This window comes from Methylobacterium gossipiicola (assembly GCF_900113485.1).
Lineage (GTDB): Bacteria > Pseudomonadota > Alphaproteobacteria > Rhizobiales > Beijerinckiaceae > Methylobacterium > Methylobacterium gossipiicola.
Genome location: NZ_FOPM01000009.1, coordinates 17,982 through 37,656, shown reverse-complemented (window position 1 = coordinate 37,656; position 19,675 = coordinate 17,982). Strand labels below are relative to the sequence as shown.

The 19,675-nt window shown below is 68.7% G+C and carries 21 protein-coding genes; 7 read left to right on the top strand and 14 right to left on the bottom strand.

Going from position 1 to position 19,675, the window contains the following annotated elements; genetic code table 11:
• Positions 1–37 precede the first annotated feature (37 nt).
• The 8 genes from BM249_RS09900 to BM249_RS09865 form a co-directional block, all read right to left on the bottom strand.
• Positions 38–886 carry a ParA family protein gene (locus BM249_RS09900; protein WP_091971369.1) on the bottom strand — a complete coding sequence of 283 codons (849 nt, stop codon included), beginning with the start codon at positions 884–886 and terminating at the stop codon, positions 38–40.
• The gene (rsmG, locus tag BM249_RS09895) at positions 883–1,521 is read right to left on the bottom strand and encodes a 16S rRNA (guanine(527)-N(7))-methyltransferase RsmG (RefSeq protein ID WP_091971367.1); all 639 of its coding nucleotides are present in this window, start codon (positions 1,519–1,521) and stop codon (positions 883–885) included. Before rsmG ends, BM249_RS09900 begins: the two co-directional genes overlap by 4 nt.
• Positions 1,511–3,394: a tRNA uridine-5-carboxymethylaminomethyl(34) synthesis enzyme MnmG gene (mnmG, locus tag BM249_RS09890; RefSeq protein ID WP_091971365.1), complete on the bottom strand. Its 1,884-nt coding sequence runs from the start codon at positions 3,392–3,394 to the stop codon at positions 1,511–1,513. Before mnmG ends, rsmG begins: the two co-directional genes overlap by 11 nt.
• 74 nt (positions 3,395–3,468) lie before the next feature.
• Positions 3,469–4,785, bottom strand: a complete 1,317-nt coding sequence (gene mnmE / locus BM249_RS09885; protein ID WP_091971364.1) for a tRNA uridine-5-carboxymethylaminomethyl(34) synthesis GTPase MnmE — start codon at positions 4,783–4,785, stop codon at positions 3,469–3,471.
• 450 nt (positions 4,786–5,235) lie between these two features.
• A complete protein-coding gene (rho, locus tag BM249_RS09880) occupies positions 5,236–6,579 on the bottom strand; it encodes a transcription termination factor Rho (protein ID WP_091971363.1) in 1,344 nt (447 codons plus the stop codon).
• Between the two features lie 203 nt (positions 6,580–6,782).
• Positions 6,783–7,493 carry a Smr/MutS family protein gene (locus BM249_RS09875; RefSeq protein WP_091971362.1) on the bottom strand — a complete coding sequence of 237 codons (711 nt, stop codon included), beginning with the start codon at positions 7,491–7,493 and terminating at the stop codon, positions 6,783–6,785.
• Positions 7,490–8,668, bottom strand: coding sequence for a murein transglycosylase A (gene mltA / locus BM249_RS09870; RefSeq protein ID WP_091971361.1), 1,179 nt, complete (start codon positions 8,666–8,668; stop codon positions 7,490–7,492). Before mltA ends, BM249_RS09875 begins: the two co-directional genes overlap by 4 nt.
• 32 nt (positions 8,669–8,700) lie before the next feature.
• On the bottom strand, positions 8,701–9,426 hold the full coding sequence (locus BM249_RS09865) for a Tim44/TimA family putative adaptor protein (RefSeq protein WP_091971360.1): 726 nt from the start codon (positions 9,424–9,426) through the stop codon (positions 8,701–8,703).
• 360 nt (positions 9,427–9,786) lie between these two features.
• Between BM249_RS09865 and secB the strand changes: the two genes are divergently transcribed.
• Together secB and BM249_RS09855 are read left to right on the top strand one after the other, a co-directional pair.
• The gene (secB, locus tag BM249_RS09860) at positions 9,787–10,299 is read left to right on the top strand and encodes a protein-export chaperone SecB (protein WP_091971359.1); all 513 of its coding nucleotides are present in this window, start codon (positions 9,787–9,789) and stop codon (positions 10,297–10,299) included.
• A 146-nt stretch (positions 10,300–10,445) separates the two neighbouring features.
• Positions 10,446–10,931 (top strand): DUF3429 domain-containing protein, encoded by a 486-nt coding sequence (locus BM249_RS09855; protein ID WP_091971358.1) that lies wholly within the window; start codon positions 10,446–10,448, stop codon positions 10,929–10,931.
• A 91-nt stretch (positions 10,932–11,022) separates the two neighbouring features.
• On the opposite strand, the gene BM249_RS21645 is transcribed toward BM249_RS09855, so the two are convergent.
• Both BM249_RS21645 and BM249_RS09850 read right to left on the bottom strand, forming a co-directional pair.
• Entirely contained in the window at positions 11,023–11,196 is a 174-nt protein-coding gene (locus tag BM249_RS21645; RefSeq protein ID WP_177232378.1) for a hypothetical protein, read from the bottom strand.
• A gap of 2 nt (positions 11,197–11,198) precedes the next feature.
• On the bottom strand, positions 11,199–11,459 hold the full coding sequence (locus BM249_RS09850) for a hypothetical protein (RefSeq protein ID WP_143103728.1): 261 nt from the start codon (positions 11,457–11,459) through the stop codon (positions 11,199–11,201).
• 178 nt (positions 11,460–11,637) lie between these two features.
• Between BM249_RS09850 and hisS the strand changes: the two genes are divergently transcribed.
• Positions 11,638–13,170 carry a histidine--tRNA ligase gene (gene hisS / locus BM249_RS09845; protein WP_091971356.1) on the top strand — a complete coding sequence of 511 codons (1,533 nt, stop codon included), beginning with the start codon at positions 11,638–11,640 and terminating at the stop codon, positions 13,168–13,170.
• Positions 13,171–13,578: 408 nt separating this feature from the next.
• Positions 13,579–13,734 (top strand): GIY-YIG nuclease family protein, encoded by a 156-nt coding sequence (locus tag BM249_RS09835; RefSeq protein ID WP_244528676.1) that lies wholly within the window; start codon positions 13,579–13,581, stop codon positions 13,732–13,734.
• A 120-nt stretch (positions 13,735–13,854) separates the two neighbouring features.
• Here the strand turns inward: BM249_RS09835 and BM249_RS09830 are convergent, their stop codons facing one another.
• A complete protein-coding gene (locus tag BM249_RS09830) occupies positions 13,855–14,277 on the bottom strand; it encodes an organic hydroperoxide resistance protein (protein WP_091971355.1) in 423 nt (140 codons plus the stop codon).
• A 235-nt stretch (positions 14,278–14,512) separates the two neighbouring features.
• Between BM249_RS09830 and BM249_RS09825 the strand changes: the two genes are divergently transcribed.
• Positions 14,513–15,064 (top strand): MarR family winged helix-turn-helix transcriptional regulator, encoded by a 552-nt coding sequence (locus tag BM249_RS09825; RefSeq protein WP_091971354.1) that lies wholly within the window; start codon positions 14,513–14,515, stop codon positions 15,062–15,064.
• Between the two features lie 42 nt (positions 15,065–15,106).
• Here BM249_RS09825 and BM249_RS09820 read toward each other — a convergent pair whose 3' ends face one another.
• Entirely contained in the window at positions 15,107–15,469 is a 363-nt protein-coding gene (locus BM249_RS09820; RefSeq protein ID WP_091971351.1) for a c-type cytochrome, read from the bottom strand.
• Between the two features lie 349 nt (positions 15,470–15,818).
• Between BM249_RS09820 and BM249_RS09815 the strand changes: the two genes are divergently transcribed.
• Entirely contained in the window at positions 15,819–17,252 is a 1,434-nt protein-coding gene (locus BM249_RS09815; protein ID WP_091971349.1) for an FAD-linked oxidase C-terminal domain-containing protein, read from the top strand.
• Positions 17,253–17,326: 74 nt separating this feature from the next.
• Positions 17,327–17,596 (top strand): hypothetical protein, encoded by a 270-nt coding sequence (locus BM249_RS09810; RefSeq protein WP_091971347.1) that lies wholly within the window; start codon positions 17,327–17,329, stop codon positions 17,594–17,596.
• Positions 17,597–17,937: 341 nt separating this feature from the next.
• Here BM249_RS09810 and BM249_RS09805 read toward each other — a convergent pair whose 3' ends face one another.
• Positions 17,938–18,633 carry a spermidine synthase gene (locus tag BM249_RS09805; protein ID WP_091971345.1) on the bottom strand — a complete coding sequence of 232 codons (696 nt, stop codon included), beginning with the start codon at positions 18,631–18,633 and terminating at the stop codon, positions 17,938–17,940.
• Between the two features lie 256 nt (positions 18,634–18,889).
• On the bottom strand, positions 18,890–19,636 hold the full coding sequence (arsH, locus tag BM249_RS09800) for an arsenical resistance protein ArsH (protein ID WP_091971343.1): 747 nt from the start codon (positions 19,634–19,636) through the stop codon (positions 18,890–18,892).
• Positions 19,637–19,675 lie beyond the last annotated feature (39 nt).

Below are 19,675 nucleotides of genomic sequence, written 5' to 3'. Positions count from 1 at the left end.
CCACCCGCTCGACTCCGTTACGCATTGGCTTCACTGATTAGGCCGCGACGGGCAAACGCCCCTCGCGCTGGATGATCTCGGAGGCGAGGCGCAGATACGCCTGGCTGCCGGCACATTTGAGGTCGTAGAGCAGCACCGGCTTGCCATGCGACGGCGCCTCCGACACCCGTACGTTGCGCGGAATCATGGTCTCGTAGACCTTCTCGCCCATGAAACTGCGCACATCCGCCTCGACCTGGGCCGAGAGATTGTTGCGCGGATCGAACATCGTCAGGACGATGCCCTGGATGGTCAGGCGGGTGTTGAGGGCGCCGCGAACCTGTTCGACGGTGCGCAGCAACTGGCTCAAGCCCTCCAGGGCGAAGAACTCGCATTGCAGCGGCACCAGCACGGCATCGGCCGCCGCCAGGGCGTTGATGGTCAGGAGATTGAGGGAGGGCGGGCAATCGATGAGGACGTAGGTCACGCCGCGCGTCGCCTCGTCCTTGCCGACATTCCTGAGGACGTTGCGCAGGCGGTGCGCGCGGTCCTGTGCGCTGGCCATTTCCAGTTCCAGGCCGAGCAGATCCATGGTCGAAGGCGCGACCATGAGGCGGGGCACGGCGGTGGCGACACAGGCGGCGCCGAGTTCGGCCTCGCCCGCCAGCACGTGATAGGTCGAGACCTTGCGGTTGCGACGGTCGATGCCCAAACCCGTCGAGGCGTTGCCCTGCGGATCGAGGTCGATCACCAGGACGGATTCGCCGATGGCCGCCAGCGCCGTGCCGAGGTTGATGGCCGTCGTCGTCTTGCCGACGCCGCCCTTCTGGTTGGCGAGGGCGAGAATGCGCAGGGGTTGGGCTGACTTGCCGCCGGCCACTGAATCGTCGGGAGAAGCGCTCGTCATGAATCCACGCGGGAAAGGGCCGTGACGCGGACGATCCGCGCGTCAGAATCGGTACGGCTCGGCAGGAGATCGTAAACGAATTTCCACCGTTGCGCCGCCTCGGTCAATTCGGATTGCACGTCACGCCCCTTGGGAAAAAGCGCGACGGTTCCGGTTTTCAACAGGGGCTCGGTCCAGGCGAGGAGCTGAGTGAGGGGAGCCAGTGCCCGAGCGCAGACGATCTCGGCGCCGATTCGGGTGTCGATGATGTCTTCGATCCGGCTGTTGTGGACGCGGGCCGGAGCCTGCGTCAGTCGGGCGGTCTCCATGAGGAACGCGCATTTGCGCGCGTTGCTCTCCACCAGATCGACGGTGAAATCCGGCCGCTCCCGGCCCGCGATGGCGAGGAGCAGGCCGGGAATGCCGGCGCCCGATCCGAGATCGAGCCAGCGCGTGGCCTCCGGCGCAAGGGCAATGAGTTGCAGGGCATCGGCGACGTGACGGGTCCAGACTTCCCTCAAGGTCGCCGGCCCGACGAGGTTCTTGACCGTCTGCCAACGCCGCAATTGCGCGACGTAGGTATCGAGGCACGCGCCTGTTTCACGTGAAACACCGGCCTCGGCGAGGACGCGGTCGCGCCCAGCCTCAACCGGCATGGTTCGCCCCCATCCGGTCGCCGCGCCGGGCATGGGCGGCGAGGAGGGTCAGGGCGGCGGGCGTGACCCCCTCGATGCGGGCGGCCTGCCCCAGGGTCCCGGGCCGCACGGTTTCGAGCTTCGCCCGCATCTCGTTGGACAGGCCCGGAATGGCGCCATAGTCGAGGCGGACGGGGAGGGCGACGGCCTCGTCACGGCGGAAGGACGCGATGTCGGCCTGCTGCCGATCGAGATAGACCGCGTAGGTCGCATCCGTCCGCAGCCGCTCGGCGATGCGCTGCGGCACATCGGCGAGGTCCGGCCATACGGTGACGAGATGGGACCAGTCGATGGTCGGGTAGGAGAGGAGCTGGAACGCCGTGCGGCGTATCCCGTCGCGGTTCAGGGGAATCCCATGGGCCGCCGCCGCGTCCGGGGTCAGGCTGACGGCATCGAGGCGCGCCCGCGCCGCCTGCAGGGCGCCCTGCGAATCCGCGAAATGCGCGGCCCGCCGCGTTCCGACGCAACCCAGGGCAAGGCCGCGCGGCGTCAAACGCTCGTCGGCATTGTCCACGCGAAGGGACAGGCGATACTCCGAGCGCGAGGTGAACATGCGATAGGGCTCGGATACCCCATGGGTGACGAGGTCGTCGATCATCACCCCGAGATAGGATTCGGCCCGGTCGAACACCGCCAGGGGACTGTCGCCGACCAGGCGCGCGGCATTGAGCCCGGCGACGAGACCTTGCCCAGCCGCCTCCTCGTAGCCGGTGGTGCCGTTGATCTGGCCGGCGAGAAACAGGCCGGGCAGGCGGCGGGTCTGGAGGGTGGTGTCGAGTTCGCGGGGATCGACGTAATCGTATTCGATGGCGTAGCCCGGCCGCACGATGGCGGCCCGTTCCAGGCCCGGAATCAGGGCGATCACCGCCCGCTGGACCTCCTCGGGGAGGGCGGTCGAAATGCCGTTCGGATAGACCGTCGGGTCGTCCAGCCCCTCCGGTTCGAGGAAGATCTGATGCCCCTCGCGATCGCCGAACCGCACCACCTTGTCCTCGATGGAGGGGCAGTAGCGGGGGCCGCGGCTGGCGATGCCGCCGGAATACATCGGCGAACGGTGCAGATTGGCCCGGATCAGGTCGTGCACGGCCTGGGTGGTGCGGGTGATACCGCATTGAATCTGCGGCGTGGTGATCCGATCCGTCAGGGTCGAGAACGGCACCGGATCGTCGTCGGCCGATTGCATCTCCAGGCTCGCCCAATCGATGGTGCGCCCATCGAGGCGTGCCGGAGTTCCGGTCTTCAGGCGACCGAGGCCGAAGCCGTAGCGATCCAGGGTCTCGGCCAAGCCGATGGAGGGGCCTTCGCCGACCCGCCCGGCCGGCGTCCGACGCTCGCCGATATGGATCAGGCCGCGCAGGAAGGTGCCGGTGGTGAGGACGACGGCGCCGCAGGACAGGCTACGCCCGTCACCGAGCACGACGCCCGCGACGCGGTCCGCCCGGGTCAGGAGATCGGCGACCTCGCCTTCGATGACCATCAGATTGGCCGTCTCGGCCACGGCCTGCTGCACGGCTTGGGCGTAGAGTTTGCGGTCGGCCTGCGTCCGCGGTCCGCGAACGGCGGGGCCTTTGCGGCGATTGAGGAGGCGAAACTGGATGCCGGCGGCATCGGCGGCGCGGCCCATGAGACCGTCGAGGGCATCGACCTCGCGCACGAGATGGCCCTTGCCGAGGCCGCCGATGGCGGGGTTGCAGGACATGGCACCGATGGTCGCCGCCCGGTGGGTGACGAGGGCGGTGCGGGCGCCGAAACGCGCGGCGGCGGCGGCGGCTTCGGTGCCCGCGTGACCGCCTCCGACGACGATCACATCATAGGCTTGCGCGGAAGGTTGCATGGGATCGGAGTACGCGGACGGGCGCGGCAGCGTCAACGCATCCCGCCGATTTTCACGTGAAACCGTCGGCGTGTCTATTTCCCGATACAGAAGCCGGAGAACAGCCGATCCAGCATGTCCTCGACCCCGACATGCCCGGCGACTTCGCCCAGGGCGCGGACCGCGAGACGCAGGTCTTCCGCCGCCAGTTCGGGGAGGGCGGTACCCTGCAAGAGGCGATCAAGATGATCGCGACAGCGGGTCAGGCCATCGCGGTGGCGTTCGCGGGTGATGAGCGCCGTGTCGCCGCCGATGGCGTGCGCGGCCCGTTGCGCGATGGCCTCCAGCAGAGCCCCGAGACCGTCGCCGGTCACGGCGGACACGGCGAGACCGGCGCCCGTCATGGAGGAGGCAGACAGGTCGGACTTGGTACGGACTCGGAGGATGGGGGAGGGGGCCGACGGGGCGGTTTCGGCGTCCGTCGTCGCGCCGTCGTCCAGCAGCAGCACGAGATCGGCTTGGTCCATGCGCGACCGGGTGCGCCGAATCCCTTCCGCCTCAATGGGGTCGGCGGCCTCGCGCAGGCCGGCGGTGTCGACGAGGATGACGGGCAGGCCGTGCAGGTCGCATCGCACTTCGATGACATCGCGGGTGGTCCCGGCGACGGGCGACACGATGGCGGCCTCGCGCCGGCTCAGGGCATTCAGGAGCGTGGACTTGCCGGCATTGGGCGGCCCCGCCAGCACGACGGTGAAACCGTCGCGCAGGCGCTCGCCGCAGCGCCCATCGTCCAGCACCGTCGCGATGGCATCGCGCAGGGCCCGTGCCTTCGCGAACAGGGCCGCGTCCAGGGCCTCGTCATCGACATCGCCTTCGTCGGAGAAATCGAGGGCGGCTTCGACGCCGGCGAGAAGATCGATGATGCGGTCCCGCCATTCGGCGACCTGACGTCCGAGGGCGCCATCGAGTTGCCGCAGGGCTTGGCGGCGCTGGGCTTCCGTCTCTGCGTCGATGAGGTCGGCGATGCCCTCGGCTTCCGTCAGACCGATTCGGCCGTTGAGGAAGGCGCGCCGGGTAAATTCGCCGGCTTTGGCCGGACTGCATCCCGGACAGGCGGCGAGGGCCTTCAGGATGGCGGCGCGGATGGCCGGGCCGCCATGGAGGTGGAGTTCCGCCATGTCTTCCCCTGTGAAGGTGCCGGGGCCGGGCAACCACACGACGAGAGCCTGATCGAGGGCGTCACCGGCCGCGTCACGGAGGGGGCGCAGCACCAGCCGGCGCGGCGGGGGGAGGGGACGGTGCGTGAGCCGCCGCAGGGCATCGGCGGCGAGCGGGCCGCTGATCCGGATGACCGCGACGGCGGACCGACCGAACCCGCTGGCGGGGGCGAAGAGGGTGGTGTGGTGATCCATCGAACGCCAGGGCGTGGAGATTATTGAGCCGGCAAGAAATCTATTTTCCGACGGAATTTCTTGATGTTGATGAGACGTTTATGGCGCCTCAAAGAGAGGCTCGGCCTTGCAAGAAAGCTCCAGTTTGCCAGAACGGAAGACGGCAATCGGAGGCGGTACGACGCCTCGGATCGATCGGACTGACTCCATCGGCTGCGAAGGGCTTTTTCCCGAAAGGCACAGAGTCGCATTCGACCCCCCCTGTCGTGCCGGGACGCGATCAGCGAGGCGGCAATGCAGAACCACCGACGGCGTGAGAGCTCGACCGTCTGCGTTTCTGGTGCCTGGGTATCCCCGCTGCGACCCCGGGATGACGGGGGGATCGAGGCCCTTCGATGGCCCCGATCAACGCTGCGGCCACTCTTCTTAGGAGGCGACCCCGTTTCGCAACGGACCCGCCCGAAAGCCGTCTCAGGTATTCATGGAGTCGAAGAAGTCGCTGTTGCTCTTGGTCTGGCGCAGCTTGTCCATGAGGAACTCGATGGCGTCGGTGACGCCCATCGGATTGAGGATGCGGCGCAGCACGTAGGTCTTCTTGAGGGAATCCGGCGGGACCAGCAGCTCTTCCTTGCGGGTGCCCGACCGGGTGATGTCGATGGCCGGGAAGATGCGCTTGTCCGAGACCTTGCGGTCGAGGATGATTTCCGAGTTGCCGGTGCCCTTGAACTCTTCGAAGATCACCTCGTCCATGCGCGAGCCGGTGTCGATGAGCGCCGTGGCGATGATGGAGAGCGAGCCGCCTTCCTCGATGTTGCGGGCGGCACCGAAGAAGCGCTTCGGGCGCTGCAGGGCGTTGGCGTCGACGCCGCCCGTCAGCACCTTGCCGGAGGACGGCACCACGGTGTTGTAGGCGCGGCCGAGACGGGTGATCGAATCGAGGAGGATGACGACGTCGCGACCATGCTCGACGAGGCGTTTCGCCTTCTCGATCACCATCTCGGCGACCTGGACGTGGCGGGTCGCCGGCTCGTCGAAGGTGGAGGCGATGACCTCGCCCTTCACCGAGCGGATCATGTCGGTGACTTCCTCGGGGCGCTCGTCGATGAGCAGCACGATGAGGTAGCATTCCGGGTGGTTGAGGGTGATCGACTGGGCGATGTTCTGCATCAGCACGGTCTTACCCGTGCGCGGCGGCGCCACGATGAGGGCGCGCTGGCCCTTACCGATGGGGGCGACGATATCGATGATCCGCGGGGAGAAATCCTTCTTCGGCGGATTGTCGAGTTCGAGCTTGAAACGCTGCGTCGGGAACAGCGGCGTCAGGTTGTCGAAGTGAACCTTGTGCTTGATCTTCTCCGGGCTCTCGAAGTTGATCGTGTTCACCTTCAGGAGCGCGAAGTAGCGCTCGCCGTCCTTCGGCCCCCGGATCGGACCCTCCACCGTGTCGCCCGTGCGCAGGCCGAAGCGGCGAATTTGCGTGGGCGAGATGTAGATGTCGTCGGGGCCGGGGAGGTAGTTCGAATCCGAGGAGCGCAGGAAGCCGAAGCCGTCCTGCAGCACTTCCACGGTGCCGGCGCCGATGATCTCCACCTCCTTGGCAGCGAGCTGCTTCAGGATCGCGAACATCAGCTCCTGCTTGCGCATGGTCGAGGCGTTCTCGACCTCGACCTCTTCCGCGAAGGCGATGAGATCGGTGGGCGTCTTGGACTTGAGGTCCTGGAGCTTGACCTCGCGCTTGCCGTCGAGATCGGCGGCGACGAGGCCGTCCTCGGCCGGGGCGTCCACGGGTTCAAGGGCGTCGTAGGAGGCTGTCATGGGAATTCTGGATTGTGGAGGACGGAAGGGCGGGATCGTCTGAAGGGAATCGCCGGGCGCTTTCTCAGCGCCTGTGGTCGGACCGTCGACGGGGACGGCTCCGCGCATCGTCTTAGGGGAGCCAAGGGCTCACGGGATGCAGCATGGCGTAACAGGAGGGAACTCAGGTCTATCGAGATTTCGCCCCATTCTCAAGCCCGGAATCAACGGCGGCGCAGGCGGACATAGAGGGCGCCGGCCCCGCCGTGGTGGCGGGCCGCTTCCTCGAAGCCGAGGACGATGCTGCGCAGCTCCGGCGCCCGCAGCCAGTGCGGCACGCTGCGGCGCAGGACGCCGCGCTCCGAGAAGGCGTCGTCATAGTCCATTCCGCCCTTGCCGGTCACGACGAGGACGTGGGTGTGGCCCGCCGCCCGGGCCCGCATGAGGAAGCCCGTCAGTGCGCCATGGGCCTGGGCCTGATACATCCCGTGGAGATCGATCCGGGCATCGACCGTCAGGGCGCCGCGCCGGAGGGCGAGGCGGACGCGCCGCTCCAGCCCCGCGGCCGGGGGAGGGGAGGGGGCCACGGGGGTCGGCGTGGCGGGCGGGGGATTCGGTTTCAGCACGACCCGCTTGGCCGGCGGTTTCGTCGGTGGCTTGGGTGCAGGCGGGGGCGGTTTCACCCCGGGCAACGGCTTCACCCCGGGCGGCGGCTTGGCCACCGTCGCGGGCGACGGCACGGTGGGCGGGAGCGACGATTTGTGAGCCGGCTTCGCGACGGGTTTCGCGGACGCGCTCGCCGAGGGGGGCGCGGCCGCCGGTTTCGGCTTTGACGGGCGGAGGTGGTTGCGCAGGGGCGTGATCAGCCGGGCGATCTCGCCCCAGAGATAGGCATCCTCGCCCGAGAGGCCGCGCGGCCGTCGCGGGGGCCTCACGGCGCGGCCGATGCGGCGGCGCGCGGCAGCAGCACCACGAAGCCGGCGGGGGCGCGAAGATTGCCGGCCGCGACGCCGGCCGCGTCGCCGGTGCCGAGATAGAGGTCGCCCCGCGCCGGGCCGAGAATCGCCGAGCCGGTATCGGCCGCGACGGCGAGCCGTCCCGTGGCGGGATCGTTCGCGGCCTCGATCCAGAACGGCAGACCGTAGCGCCACAGGTTCGAATCGACGGCGAGGCTATGGCCGGGGCTCAAGGGCACGCCGGCCGCGCCGGGCGGCCCCAGGGCGGGATCCTCGATCGCGGCGAGCTTGAAGAAAATGTAGGATTCGTTGCGGCGCATCAGGCGGCGGGCGGTCTCGGGATTGTCGCGCAGCCAGCCGGTCCAGCGCGCCAGGGTCAGGCCCTCGAGCGGCAGATTCCCTTCGGCCACGATGAGCTTGCCGATGGCGGTATAGGGCCGGCCGTTGCGCCCGTCATAGAGCACCCGCACGGTTCGTCCATCGGTGAGGCGTACCCGCCCGGAACCCTGGACCTGCAGCACGAACAGATCGACGGGGTGAAGCCAGAGCAGGGGGATTTCCGAGTCCCCGAGGGCGCCGTCCTCGATGGCGGCCCGGTCGGGATAGGGGGCGAGGCCGGTCTCCGTCCGCCGCGCGGCCCGCAGCGCCGGGTCGAGGCCGGGGCGGGTCTCGCCGGGCTCCAGGCTGACGAGGTCGGGGGGGCGGGCGAGGACCGGCGCGGTGTAGCCCGGCGCCCTCTCGGGCGAGCCCGTGAGTTCGGGTTCGAAATAGCCCGTGAGGAAGCCCGCGCGGCGCTCCGGATGGCCCTCGGCCGCCGGCCGGACGACCCGGTAGGCCTGAAAGGCCGTGGCGAAGAAAGTGGCCGCACCGCCCGGCGGGACGGCGGCGGCTCGGGTGCAGGCGGCGGAGAGCGCGGCCGCGTCCCCCGTGACCGTCGGCGCCAGGGTCACGGGCGGGGCGGCGCAGGTCCGGCGGAAGGCGTCGAGGGCCTTGTCCGGGTCGGGGCCGGGAAAGCCCGGAAGCCGCGCCACGTCCACCGCCTCCAGCACGGCCCCGCCCACGCGCAACGGCTCGGCCGCGTGGGCGACCGAGCCGGCGGAGAGGGCACCGAGACAGGCCGCCAGGGCCGTCAGGGGGGGCAGGATCCGCTGCATCGCGCGGCCGGACCGGCGCCGGGCGGGCCGGGTCAGGCGCCGGCTTCGGTGGCGACGAGCTGCCAGTTCGGATCGCGGGTGCCCAGTGTCCGCGCGAAGGTCCAGACGTCGGGAACCTCGACCACGGTCTCGGCGCTGCCATCCACCACCTGGCCCTGGGCGTTGCGGGTCGCGGTGATGAGATGGGACAGGAACCGCACCGTCACCTGGGCGACGCGGTTCTTGACGTCGACGGCGACGATCTCGGCCTTGTCGAGGGACACGAAGGTGGTCTCCACCACCTCCTTGCGGGCCTCGCGGGCGTCGATCTCGCGCTCGAAGCCCTCGCAGACCTCGCGGGAGAGCAGGCTGCGCAGGGTCTTGCGGTCGCCCTTGGCGAAGGCGATCACGATGGCTTCGTAGGCCGATTTGGCGCCTTCGAGGAAGCTGCGCGGATCGAAGCCGGGCTCCACCTGCACCATCGCTTCGAGGCCGTTGGCGATGGCCGAACCGGGCTCGGCGATGCCGCGCCAGTCGCGCGCCTCGACGCGGGGCGGCGTCTGCGTCCGGTCGGCGGCGACGCGGTCGGCGCCCGGCAGGCGCACCACGTTGTCGCCCTCCGGTCGGCCGGCCGACGGCTCCGTACGGCTGCGGTCCACCGGCTTGAAGGGCGAGCGTTCCGTTCCGGTCTTCTGGCCGAGCACCGAGCGCAGGCGCCAGATCACGAACACCGCCAGGGCGAGGAAGATCAAGGTCGTCAAGTCGAAGGAATCCTGCATCACCGATCCTGATCGTGGCCGTCGTACGGCGGCTGCAATTCGAGGGGGCCGAACAACCCTGTCGAACGTGCTTTAGCCGAGCCCCGCGCCGGGGGCGAGCCGGCTCGCCCGAAAGCATCGATCCCGTCCGTCCGCCGCGGTGGCTCTCGAGAGTCGGGATATGGTGCGTGTCCCGCGCCGGTTCCAGGCGCGCTTGTTCGCACCCGGCGGGCATGATAGCGCGCTCTCGCACCGGACGGGTGGTCCGGCCATCGCCGACGAACGACCGCCCCCGCACGCCCCCGAGGATCGTGCCCCGCTTGCGGATCGTGCTCCCGACGGGAGCATGGCCCCGGGGCACTTGAGAAGGACGAGAACGCCATGGCCAACAGCTCAGCACCGAACGGGAACGGTGGCGCCACGGCGCAGACCGAGGACCAGCTCCCCGCCATCAACGCCCTCGGGCAATACGCCAAGGATCTCTCCTTCGAGAATCCGAACGCCCCGCGCTCGCTCCAGCCCCAGGAGACGGCGCCGCAGATCAACATCCAGGTCAACGTCAACGCCCGGCAGGTCGCCGAGGAGGATTTCGAGGTCGAGCTGACCCTGGAAGGCGACGCCAAGACCAATGGCGAGGTGCTGTTCGCCTTCGAACTCACCTATGCGGGCATCTTCCGGATGCGCAACATCCCGCAGGACCAGCTGCATCCGGCGGTGATGATCGAGTGCCCGCGCCTGCTGTTCCCCTTCGCGCGCCAGATCGTCGCCGAGGCCGTGCGCAACGGCGGCTTCCCGCCCCTCTACATCGATCCCATCGATTTCGTCGGCCTCTACCGCCAGAAGGCCATGGAAGCGCAGGCCCAAGAGGGCGCGCCGGGTCCGCTCGCCTCCTGAGCCTTCGCGCCGCCGCACCGTCCACCGACCCCGGCCTCGCGGCCGGGGTTTTCGTTGGTCGGTCCATGCTCGGCGACCGGCCGCCGCCGGACGGGAACAGTCTTCGATTCCCACGGTTGCCCGCCCGGTGTGATGCGGGAGACCCGATGACGGACAAGAGCAGCCGGACCCTGACCGTCTCGGAGCCCGCCGCCGTGCCCTGGCTCAGCGTGGTGTTCGGCTACGGGCCGATGCTGCCCTTCGTGGCGGGGGCGATGGCCGCGTGGGGGCTCGGCGACCCCTGGGGGGAGGCGATGCTGTCCCTCACCGGCCTGTGGGGCTGCGCGATCCTGCTGTTCCTCTCGGGCGTCCGGCGCGGCCTCAGCTTCCGCACGGAGGGCGGGCCGACCTGGGTCCAGATCGCGACCATGCTCGGCCTGTTCCTCCTTGGCTTCGGCGGCCTCGTTCTGCTGGTCCTCGGCGAGGCACGGTTCGCCCTGGCGCTGCTCATCGCCGGTTTCACGGGCGTCGCCGTCCTCGATCCCATCGCGGCGCGACGGGGCGAGGCGCCGCTGTTCTTCGCACGCCTGCGTCCGGTCCAGATCCCCATCGCCATCCTGAGCCTTTGCGCCCTGTTCGCGCTCACGCTCTGACGGATGTGCTCTCCTCGCTCAAACACCATGGGCGTCCATCAGCCCCACGGCCAAGGTAGCGGGTGAGCGAAAGCCCGGTTCTTGCGAGGCGTCAGGGTGTCTCGCCCGGCCGTCCATCCAACGGGCCGGTCCGATCGGGCAGGGCCGGCGCCCGTGGTCCGAACCGCTTGTCGAAAGCCTGAGCCAGGGCGCGCGCATAGAGGTAGCCCCCCACGCCAATGGCGAGGGCGAGGGCCGCGACTTGAACCGTGAAGAGCCACGTCATGGTCAATCCTCGCTGCGCATGAATGCGAGAACACTCTGGGCCAACAGATGTAGGACGAGGCCCGTCGCGATCCAAGCGAGAGTCTGGAGCGTGATCCGCGTCGGATCGTGGACGCCGGGCACGATCACGCCGGCGCCGATCACCCCGATGCCGAGGGAGTTCAACAGGTTCGCCAGGAGCTTAACGCGTTCATTGATACGCTTGGCCGCGAGCTTTCGCGCGGAGGCATCCAAGGTCTCTGGTAGGCGGTCCCCATCACGCACGTCCGCATCACCTTCCAACCGCCGGCCTGGGCTTGCAACCTATCAGCGATTGTCGGGGACGTGATGAACGCAGTCCGTGCGAAGTTTAACAACCTCTGCCCTCCCGCGCTTGCCGCTCTCCATCCCGCACGATAGAGCCCGCGCAACCCTTATCCACCCGTCCAGAAGCGAAATTCCCATGGCCAAGGCCGCATCCAACAAGGCCGATACCCTCAAGGCGCGCCTTCCGCGCGGCTTCGTCGACCGGCGCGAGGACGAGATCGCGGCCCAGCACCGGATGCTGGAGACCATCCGGCAGAGCTTTGAGCTCTACGGGTTCGAGGCCCTCGAGACCCCGTTCGTCGAGTACACCGAGGCTTTGGGCAAGTTCCTGCCCGACCTCGACCGGCCCAACGAGGGCGTGTTCTCGTTCCAGGACGACGACGAATCCTGGCTGTCGCTGCGCTACGACCTGACCGCGCCGCTCGCCCGCCACGTCGCCGAGCATTTCGACGCCATCCCCAAGCCCTACCGGAGCTTTCGCGCCGGCTACGTCTTCCGCAACGAGAAGCCGGGGCCGGGGCGCTTCCGCCAGTTCATGCAGTTCGACGCCGACATCGTCGGAGCCGGCTCCGTCGCGGCGGATGCCGAGATCTGCATGCTCATGGCCGACACCCTCGAAAAGCTCGGGCTTACCGGGCAGTTCGTCGTCAAGGTCAACAACCGCAAGGTGCTCGACGGCGTGATGGAGGCCATCGGCCTCGCCGGGGCCGACAAGGCCGGCCAGCGCCTCACGGTGCTGCGGGCCATCGACAAGCTCGACCGCCTCGGGGCCGACGGCGTGCGCCAGCTCCTCGGCGCGGGCCGCAAGGACGAGAGCGGCGACTTCACCAAGGGCGCGGGCCTCGACGACGCGGCCGTGGAGCGCATCCTCGCCTACGTGTCGTTCCAGACCGCCCCCGTCGAGGGCGCCGACCGCATGGCGTTCTGGGAGCAGTTCTTCGGCGCCTGGACGGACGTGGTGGGTGAGTCCGTCATCGGCCGCGAGGGCATCGCCGAACTCCACGCGATGATGCGGCTCTGCGCGGCGGCTGGCTACGGGTTCGACCGCATCCGCGCCGACCCCAGCGTGGTGCGCGGCCTCGAATACTACACCGGCCCGGTCTACGAGGCGGAACTCACCTTCCCGGTCGTCAACGAGGAGGGGCAGACCGTGCGCTTCGGCTCCGTGGCGGGCGGCGGGCGCTACGACGGCCTCGTCGGGCGGTTCCGCGCCGAGCCGGTGCCGGCCACGGGCTTCTCCATCGGCGTCTCGCGCCTGTTCTCGGCCCTGCAGCTCATCAAGAGCCCGCTCCTCGAAGGCACGAGGAAGCCCGGCCCCGTGGTGGTCCTCGTCCTGGACCGCGAAAACATCGCCGATTACCAACGTCTGGTCGCGCTCCTGCGCGGTGCCGATATCCGGGCCGAACTCTATCTCGGCGGCTCGGGCATGAAGGCGCAGATGAAGTATGCCGACCGGCGGGGCTCCCCCTGTGCCATCATCCAAGGCTCGAACGAGCGCGAGGCCGGCGAGGTCCAGATCAAGGATCTCATCGAGGGCGCGAAGGCGGCGGAGGGCATCAGCAGCAACGCCGAATGGAAGGCCGCCCGCCCGGCCCAGTTCTCGGTGCCGGAAGCCGAGATGGTCGCGCGGGTGCGCGAGGTGCTGGCGCGGCATTTCCCCGTCGGTTGAAAGCGGACGCTGACGCGGCGTCTTGTGCTGGGTCCCGGATCACCCTCCACTGCGTTCCGGGCGTCCGGGACGAGGGGGCGGGGTGATGCGGTCCGGGGGCTTCGTCAATATGCCGGCGAGTCAGCGCAACGGCACGCTGTATACAGGCTCGACGACGGATCTCGCCCGCCGGGTTTGGGAGCATCATACGGTTTCCGGTTGATCACCTTGGCTTCGCTAAGCGCAACAGGCTCCCTCTCCTGAAAGGAGAGGGCTGGGGTGAGGTGTGTGACTTATCCGGAGAGTTCGCACACCTCACCCTGTCCCTCTCCTTTCAGGAGAGGGGACCCGCGACCGATACCCACCGAAGGAATCGGCCGGAAACCGTATCAGACAGGCGCAGTCCCCGGGTTCACGCAGGATTACGGCGTGACACAGCTCGTCTGGTACGAAGGTTATCCGGAGATCGCGATGGCACGACAACGCGAGCACACGCTCAAGCGCTGGCGCCGTTCTTGGAAGTTAGCCTTGATTGAGGCCATGAACCCAGAATGGCGCGATCTGGCCGCTGACCTGAATGGCTGAACCACCCTGTCCCGGACGCCCGTAGCGAAAGCGGAGGGTGATCCGGGACCCAGCACAAGAAGTGCCGCGAAGTGGCTCGACACCGTCGCGCGGTGCCCAAGACACCGCGCGATCACCGCATCAGCCGACCGAGATACCGACCTCGATGTTGCCGCGGGTGGCGTGCGAGTACGGGCACACCACGTCGGCGCGCTTCACCAGATCCTCGGCCACGGCCCGGTCGACGCCCGGCAGGGTCGCCTTCAGGGTGACGACGAGGCCGAAGCCGGTGCCGTCGTCGCGCTTGCCGATGCCGACGGTGGACTCGACCTTCGAATCCTCGGCGATCTTCACCTTGTCCTGGGCGGCGACGAACTTGATGGCGCCGAGGAAGCAGGCGGCGTAGCCGGCGGCGAAGAGCTGCTCGGGGTTGGCGCCGGGCGCGCCGTTGCCGCCAAGCTCCTTCGGGGTGGTGAGCGTGACGTCGACGGCCTTGTTGTCGCTCGCGGCCGAACCTTCGCGGCCACCGGTGGCATGGGCGTGGGCGGTGTAGAGGGCCTGCATGGGGATCTCCTCGATGGGGACGGGGTGGGATCGGCGTCAGCTCGCCGGGTCGGAACCCGAAATCGATTGCGCGCAACCTTGATCGGCTTATGCCAGAGGGATCGATTGCGCGCAACCGGGTTTCCGCGACAGGAAGATCGATTGTGCGCAATTTGAGTTGGGTCTAAAGTCGTTCCTACCCCGGACCACGGCCCCCCGCGCCGGCCGGACAGACACGAAAAGGATCGATCGCCCGATGTCGGGTCGCGAGAACCCCCCGACCCATCCGGAGCTTGCCGCTCCGCCGTCCCAGGTCGTGCCGGCCTCGGCCCAGAGCCTGGACGGGCAGCTGTGCTTTGCCGTGTACGCGGCGGCCCATGCCTTCGGGCGGGCCTACCGGGCGCTGCTGGCCGCCCACGACCTGACCTATCCGCAATACCTCGTGCTCCTCGTGCTATGGGAGGAGGAGGGGCAAACGGTGAAGGAGATCGGCCAACGCCTGTTCCTCGATTCCGGCACCCTGACGCCGCTCCTGAAGCGCCTGGAGACCTCCGGCCACGTGCGGCGCGCCCGCGACCGGGCGGACGAGCGCCAGGTGAGCGTGTTCCTGACCGAGAAGGGGCGGGATCTGCAGGGCCGGATGGCGTGCGTGCCCGTCGAAGTCGGGGGCCTCACCGGCCTCGACCTCGATGGGCGCCTGGCGCTCCTCGATGCCCTGGTGAACCTGCGCGGCGCCCTTCATGGCGGGGGCGAGGGCGAGGGGGCGCGGGCCACGAAAAAAGCCGCCCCCGTGGGGACGGCTTCGTGAAGGACCGTCTCCCGGCCCGCCGTGACGGGCCGGTGCGGAGCCTCAGGACTTGGTCTTGAGGTAGGCGATGATGTCGTCGACCTTCTTCGGGTCCTTGATGCCGGGGAACACCATCTTGGTGCCGGGCACCTTCTTCTTCGGGTCGGTCAGCCACTCGTGCAGGTTGGCCTCGTCCCAGGTGATGCCGGAGGCCTTCAGGGCCGCCGAGAAGGCGTAGCCGTCGGCGCCTTCGCCGGCCTTGGAGCCGACGACGCCCTTCAGGGTCGGGCCGACGCCGTTCTTCTCGAAGTTGTGGCACGCCTTGCAGGGGGCGAACGCCTTCTCGCCGGCGGCGGCATCGCCCTCGGCATGGGCGGAGAGGGGCAGCAGCATCGCGAATGCGGCGCCGAGGATGAGATGACGCATCGTGTGTTTCCTCCGTGGTGCGGCTTGAGCCAGCCTGGGCTTATGGCAGAGCTTGAGCGTTTAGAACAGATCGAGACAGAAACGTGTGACGGCGTCGAAACGGGTTGCGGCCAAAAGAAGCTTTCCAACCCGCCTACGGTTCCCAACGTTCCATCGCTGCCTGCCTCCGGTCTAAGGGGCCGGAGACGCGGCGATGGGGCCCGCGCGACGAGGCTTGGGAGTTTCGCCGAGCCCGCCTAGTATCCGCTCTCAAGCGCCGACCCTTCCTCCGTCCGTGGCGACCCGCTCGTTGTAGACGGCCAAGGCTGAGCGAATGCTGAAAGCGGCGCGCCATTCGGAAGGATCGCCCATGACCATCGCGTTTCCCGTGCCGGATGCCGGCATCGTCGCCCGCCGCGACGCCATCGTGGCCGGGCTTTCCGCCCTCGTCGCGCCCGAGGCCCTGGTGACGACGGAGGACGAGCGCCGCGCCTTCGAGACCGACGGGCTCACCGCCTATCGCAAGATGCCGCTCGCCGTGGTGCTGCCCTCCACGACGGCGGAAGTCTCGGCCGTGATGGCCTATTGCCATGCCAACGGCGTGCGGGTGGTGCCGCGCGGGGCCGGCACGTCGCTGGCCGGCGGCGCCATCGCGCAGGAGGACGCCATCATCCTCGGGGTCGCCAAGATGAACCGCATCCGCGACATCAGCTACGCCAACCGCACGGCGCGGGTGGAGGCCGGCATCACCAATCTCGCCATCTCGGGCGCGGTCTCCCACGAGGGCTTCTTCTATGCCCCCGACCCGTCGAGCCAGCTCGCCTGCACCATCGCGGGCAACATCGCGATGAATTCCGGCGGGGCGCATTGCCTGAAATACGGGGTGACCACCAACAACCTCCTCGGCGTCACCCTGGTGTTGAACGACGGCACCGTGGTGGAGATCGGCGGCGAGCACCTCGATTCCGGCGGCTACGACCTGCTCGGCCTCGTCTGCGGCTCGGAGGGGCAGCTCGGCATCGTCACGGAAGCCACCGTGCGGATCCTGCGCGGCGCCGAAGGGGCGCGCCCGGCGCTTCTCGGCTTCGCCTCCGTCGAGGATGCCGGCGCCTGCACCGCCGCCATCATCGCCGCCGGCATCATCCCGGTGGCGATGGAATACATGGACCGCGAGGCGATCCTCATCACGGAGGATTTCGCGCAAGCCGGCTATCCGCGCGACGCCGAGGCCATGCTCATCATCGAGGTCGAGGGCTCGGACGCCGAGTGCGAGGCGATGCTCGCCCGCATCGTCGCCATCGCGCAAGCGTTCCGGCCGACGAGTCTCAGGGTGTCGAAATCGGAAGCCGAGAGCGCCGCCATCTGGAAGGGCCGCAAATCCGCCTTCGGCGCCACGGGGCGCATCTCCGACTACATCTGCATGGACGGCACGATTCCCACGGGCCAGCTGCCGGGCGTCCTCGAGCGCATCGGCGCCATCTGTGCCGGCTACGGCCTGCGGGTCGCCAACGTGTTCCATGCCGGCGACGGCAACCTCCACCCGCTCATCCTGTTCGACATCAACAAACCGGGCGAACTCCAGAAGGCGGAAGCGGCCGGGGACGCGATCCTGAAGCTCTGCGTCGAGGTCGGCGGCTGCCTCACGGGGGAGCACGGCGTCGGCATCGAGAAGCGCGATCTCATGCGCTTCCAGTACGAGCAGGTCGATCTCGACCAGCAGATGCGGGTGAAGAACGTGTTCGATCCGCACTGGCTCATGAACCCCGCCAAGGTGTTCCCCCTGGACGGCCGCGTCGCGGCGTAAGCCAAGCGCGGCGGTTTGCCGGGAACGGGGAAACGCGGCCGGTGTTTCTCCCTCCGCAATCGTGGAGGATCACCATGCGGATCGTTTCGACCCTGTCGGCCGTCGCCCTCGCCACTCTCGTCACCGCCGGCGCCGCCGAGGCCAAGGGCTGCATCAAGGGCGCGATCATCGGCGGGCTGGCCGGGCATTATCTGGCCGAGCGCGGCGTCGTCGGCGCCGTGGCGGGCTGCCTCGGCGGCCGCTACCTCGCCAACCGCAAGGCGCGGCGCGACCGGGAGATCGATTACGGCTCGCGGGTCCGCCAGGGCGGGAACGGCTACGGCCAGTGGGGCTACAATTACTGAAGGGCGATCACCCTCGATCGGCCGGAGCCGGCAGCACCGAGTCGAACCTGATGAGATTTGGAACTGTCGAAGGTTTCGATCTCATCGTCATCCCGGGGCCGCGTAGCGGAACCCGGGATCCAGAAACACAGGTGATGCAAGACTTTACGCTGCCGGCGGCTCTGGATTCCGGGTTTGCCCATGGCGCCCCGGAATGACAGGCAGAGCAAGTCGGACATCGCCTTGTTTCCCGTCATTTCCGGATCATCCCTTGGGTCCGTCATGAGCGCGGGTCCCCTCTCCTGGAAGGAGAGGGGGCCTGTTGCGCCCGGTCGATCCGAAGCGATCAACCCGAAACCGTATCAGACCGTCGAGGCAGCAGCGCCCTTTTCCTCCCGCGTGCCGATCCACAGCACGTGGCGCCGGCCGCCCGGATGGGCGGGGAAGCGGATCTCCTCCATGGCGAAGCCGCAGCGCCTGAGCCGGGCCTTGAACCGGCGGTCGGGCGAGCCCGACCACACCGCCAGGAGGCCCCCCGGCCGCAGGGCGTAATGGGCGCGCTTCAACCCCCAGACGTCGTAGAGCCGGTCGTTGGAGCGCCGGGTCATCCCCCGCGGGCCGTTGTCGACATCGAGCAGGATGGCGTCGAACCGGCCCGGCCCCGACTGGATCAGCCGGTTCACGTCGGCCTCGACGAGGCTGACGCGGGGATCGTCGAGGCTCGTGCCGTGGAGATGCGCCAGGGGGCCGCGCGCCCAGGCGATGACGCCCGGCACGAGTTCGGCCACCACCACCTCGGCGCGGGGGCCGAGGACGCCAAGGGCGGCCCGCAGGGTGAAGCCCATGCCGAGGCCGCCGATGAGGATACGGGGCTCCGGGCGATCCGCCAGGCGTTCGCACGGGATCGTCGCCAGGGCCTGCTCCGACCCCCGATCCTGATCGGTCATGAGTTCGGCGGTGCCGACCTGGATCGAGAACGCCTCGCCCCAGCGGCGCAGGTGCAGGGTTTCGCGCGCGCCGGGGATCGGCGTGCTGTCGAGGTCGATCCAGTGCGTCACGCCCGTGTCTCCGCCAAAGCCCCGACGTCGATTTCGCGGCAGGGCCCGTGGTTCTGCGTCAAAACTCCGCGTCATGGACACCGCCTGAATCAGTTCGCATCGGCGCGCAAGCGCGGATGATCGAGAGGGGCGGACCCCCATCGGCTCGACCGTGCCGAAAGCCCCTCGCCGACTCCCGGGAGGCTCGCGTCCAGGGGGCGCGACGGAGGTCGGCGACGAAGCGCGTCGAGGTCCGTCGAACCTGAAAGCGAAGGGTCTAACGTTTCCCGAAACCGACGTCGGCAGCGATGCCCTTCAACCGATTCGGCTCACGCTCCCTCCGCTCGCTATAGCGGTCCACGAGGTAGTCGGCTCGCTCGCGGGTCAGCAGCGTGAACTTCATCAGTTCCTCGCACACGTCCACCACGCGCTCGTAGAGGGGGCCTGGCTTCATGCGGCCGGCGTCGTCAAACTCCTTGTAGGCCATCGGCACGGACGACTGGTTCGGGATCGTGATCATCCGCATCCAGCGTCCGAGCACGCGCAGGGCGTTCACGGCGTTGAACGACTGCGAACCGCCGGACACCTGCATGACGGCGAGGGTGCGCCCTTGTGTCGGACGCACGCTCCCCTCGGACAGTGGCAGCCAGTCGATCTGGCTTTTCATCACGCCCGTGAGATTGCCGTGCCGCTCCGGCGAGACCCACACCTGACCCTCGGACCAAATCGAGAGCTCGCGCAGCTCCCGCACTTTCGGGTGGTCGGCGGTCGTGTCGTCGGGCAGGGGCAGGCCGTGGGCGTCGTAGATACGCACCTCGCCGCCCATGGCCTCGAGCAGGCGGGCGGCTTCGTAGGCCAGAAAGCGGCTGAACGAACGCTCACGCAGTGAGCCGTAGAGGATCAGGAACCGGGGCATGTGGGTGAACGGCTGCGCGGGGTGCAGCCGTTCCGCCGTTGGCACTTCGAAATGGGCCTCGGACAGGTTCGGCAGACCATCGGTGAACGGTTGGGGCGGCTTGTCCAAAAGGGCGCTTTCATCTACATTTCAATGATGATTGAGATA

What these genes read in the sequence shown, in the direction of transcription:
- BM249_RS09900 (WP_091971369.1), bottom strand. Translation starts at nt 886, where the DNA reads ATGACGAGCGCTTCTCCCGACGATTCAGTGGCCGGCGGCAAGTCAGCC.
- rsmG (WP_091971367.1), bottom strand. Translation starts at nt 1,521, where the DNA reads ATGCCGGTTGAGGCTGGGCGCGACCGCGTCCTCGCCGAGGCCGGTGTT.
- mnmG (WP_091971365.1), bottom strand. Translation starts at nt 3,394, where the DNA reads ATGCAACCTTCCGCGCAAGCCTATGATGTGATCGTCGTCGGAGGCGGT.
- mnmE (WP_091971364.1), bottom strand. Translation starts at nt 4,785, where the DNA reads ATGGATCACCACACCACCCTCTTCGCCCCCGCCAGCGGGTTCGGTCGG.
- rho (WP_091971363.1), bottom strand. Translation starts at nt 6,579, where the DNA reads ATGACAGCCTCCTACGACGCCCTTGAACCCGTGGACGCCCCGGCCGAG.
- mltA (WP_091971361.1), bottom strand. Translation starts at nt 8,668, where the DNA reads ATGCAGCGGATCCTGCCCCCCCTGACGGCCCTGGCGGCCTGTCTCGGT.
- BM249_RS09865 (WP_091971360.1), bottom strand. Translation starts at nt 9,426, where the DNA reads ATGCAGGATTCCTTCGACTTGACGACCTTGATCTTCCTCGCCCTGGCG.
- secB (WP_091971359.1), top strand. Translation starts at nt 9,787, where the DNA reads ATGGCCAACAGCTCAGCACCGAACGGGAACGGTGGCGCCACGGCGCAG.
- BM249_RS09855 (WP_091971358.1), top strand. Translation starts at nt 10,446, where the DNA reads ATGACGGACAAGAGCAGCCGGACCCTGACCGTCTCGGAGCCCGCCGCC.
- BM249_RS21645 (WP_177232378.1), bottom strand. Translation starts at nt 11,196, where the DNA reads ATGACGTGGCTCTTCACGGTTCAAGTCGCGGCCCTCGCCCTCGCCATT.
- hisS (WP_091971356.1), top strand. Translation starts at nt 11,638, where the DNA reads ATGGCCAAGGCCGCATCCAACAAGGCCGATACCCTCAAGGCGCGCCTT.
- BM249_RS09830 (WP_091971355.1), bottom strand. Translation starts at nt 14,277, where the DNA reads ATGCAGGCCCTCTACACCGCCCACGCCCATGCCACCGGTGGCCGCGAA.
- BM249_RS09825 (WP_091971354.1), top strand. Translation starts at nt 14,513, where the DNA reads ATGTCGGGTCGCGAGAACCCCCCGACCCATCCGGAGCTTGCCGCTCCG.
- BM249_RS09820 (WP_091971351.1), bottom strand. Translation starts at nt 15,469, where the DNA reads ATGCGTCATCTCATCCTCGGCGCCGCATTCGCGATGCTGCTGCCCCTC.
- BM249_RS09815 (WP_091971349.1), top strand. Translation starts at nt 15,819, where the DNA reads ATGACCATCGCGTTTCCCGTGCCGGATGCCGGCATCGTCGCCCGCCGC.
- BM249_RS09810 (WP_091971347.1), top strand. Translation starts at nt 17,327, where the DNA reads ATGCGGATCGTTTCGACCCTGTCGGCCGTCGCCCTCGCCACTCTCGTC.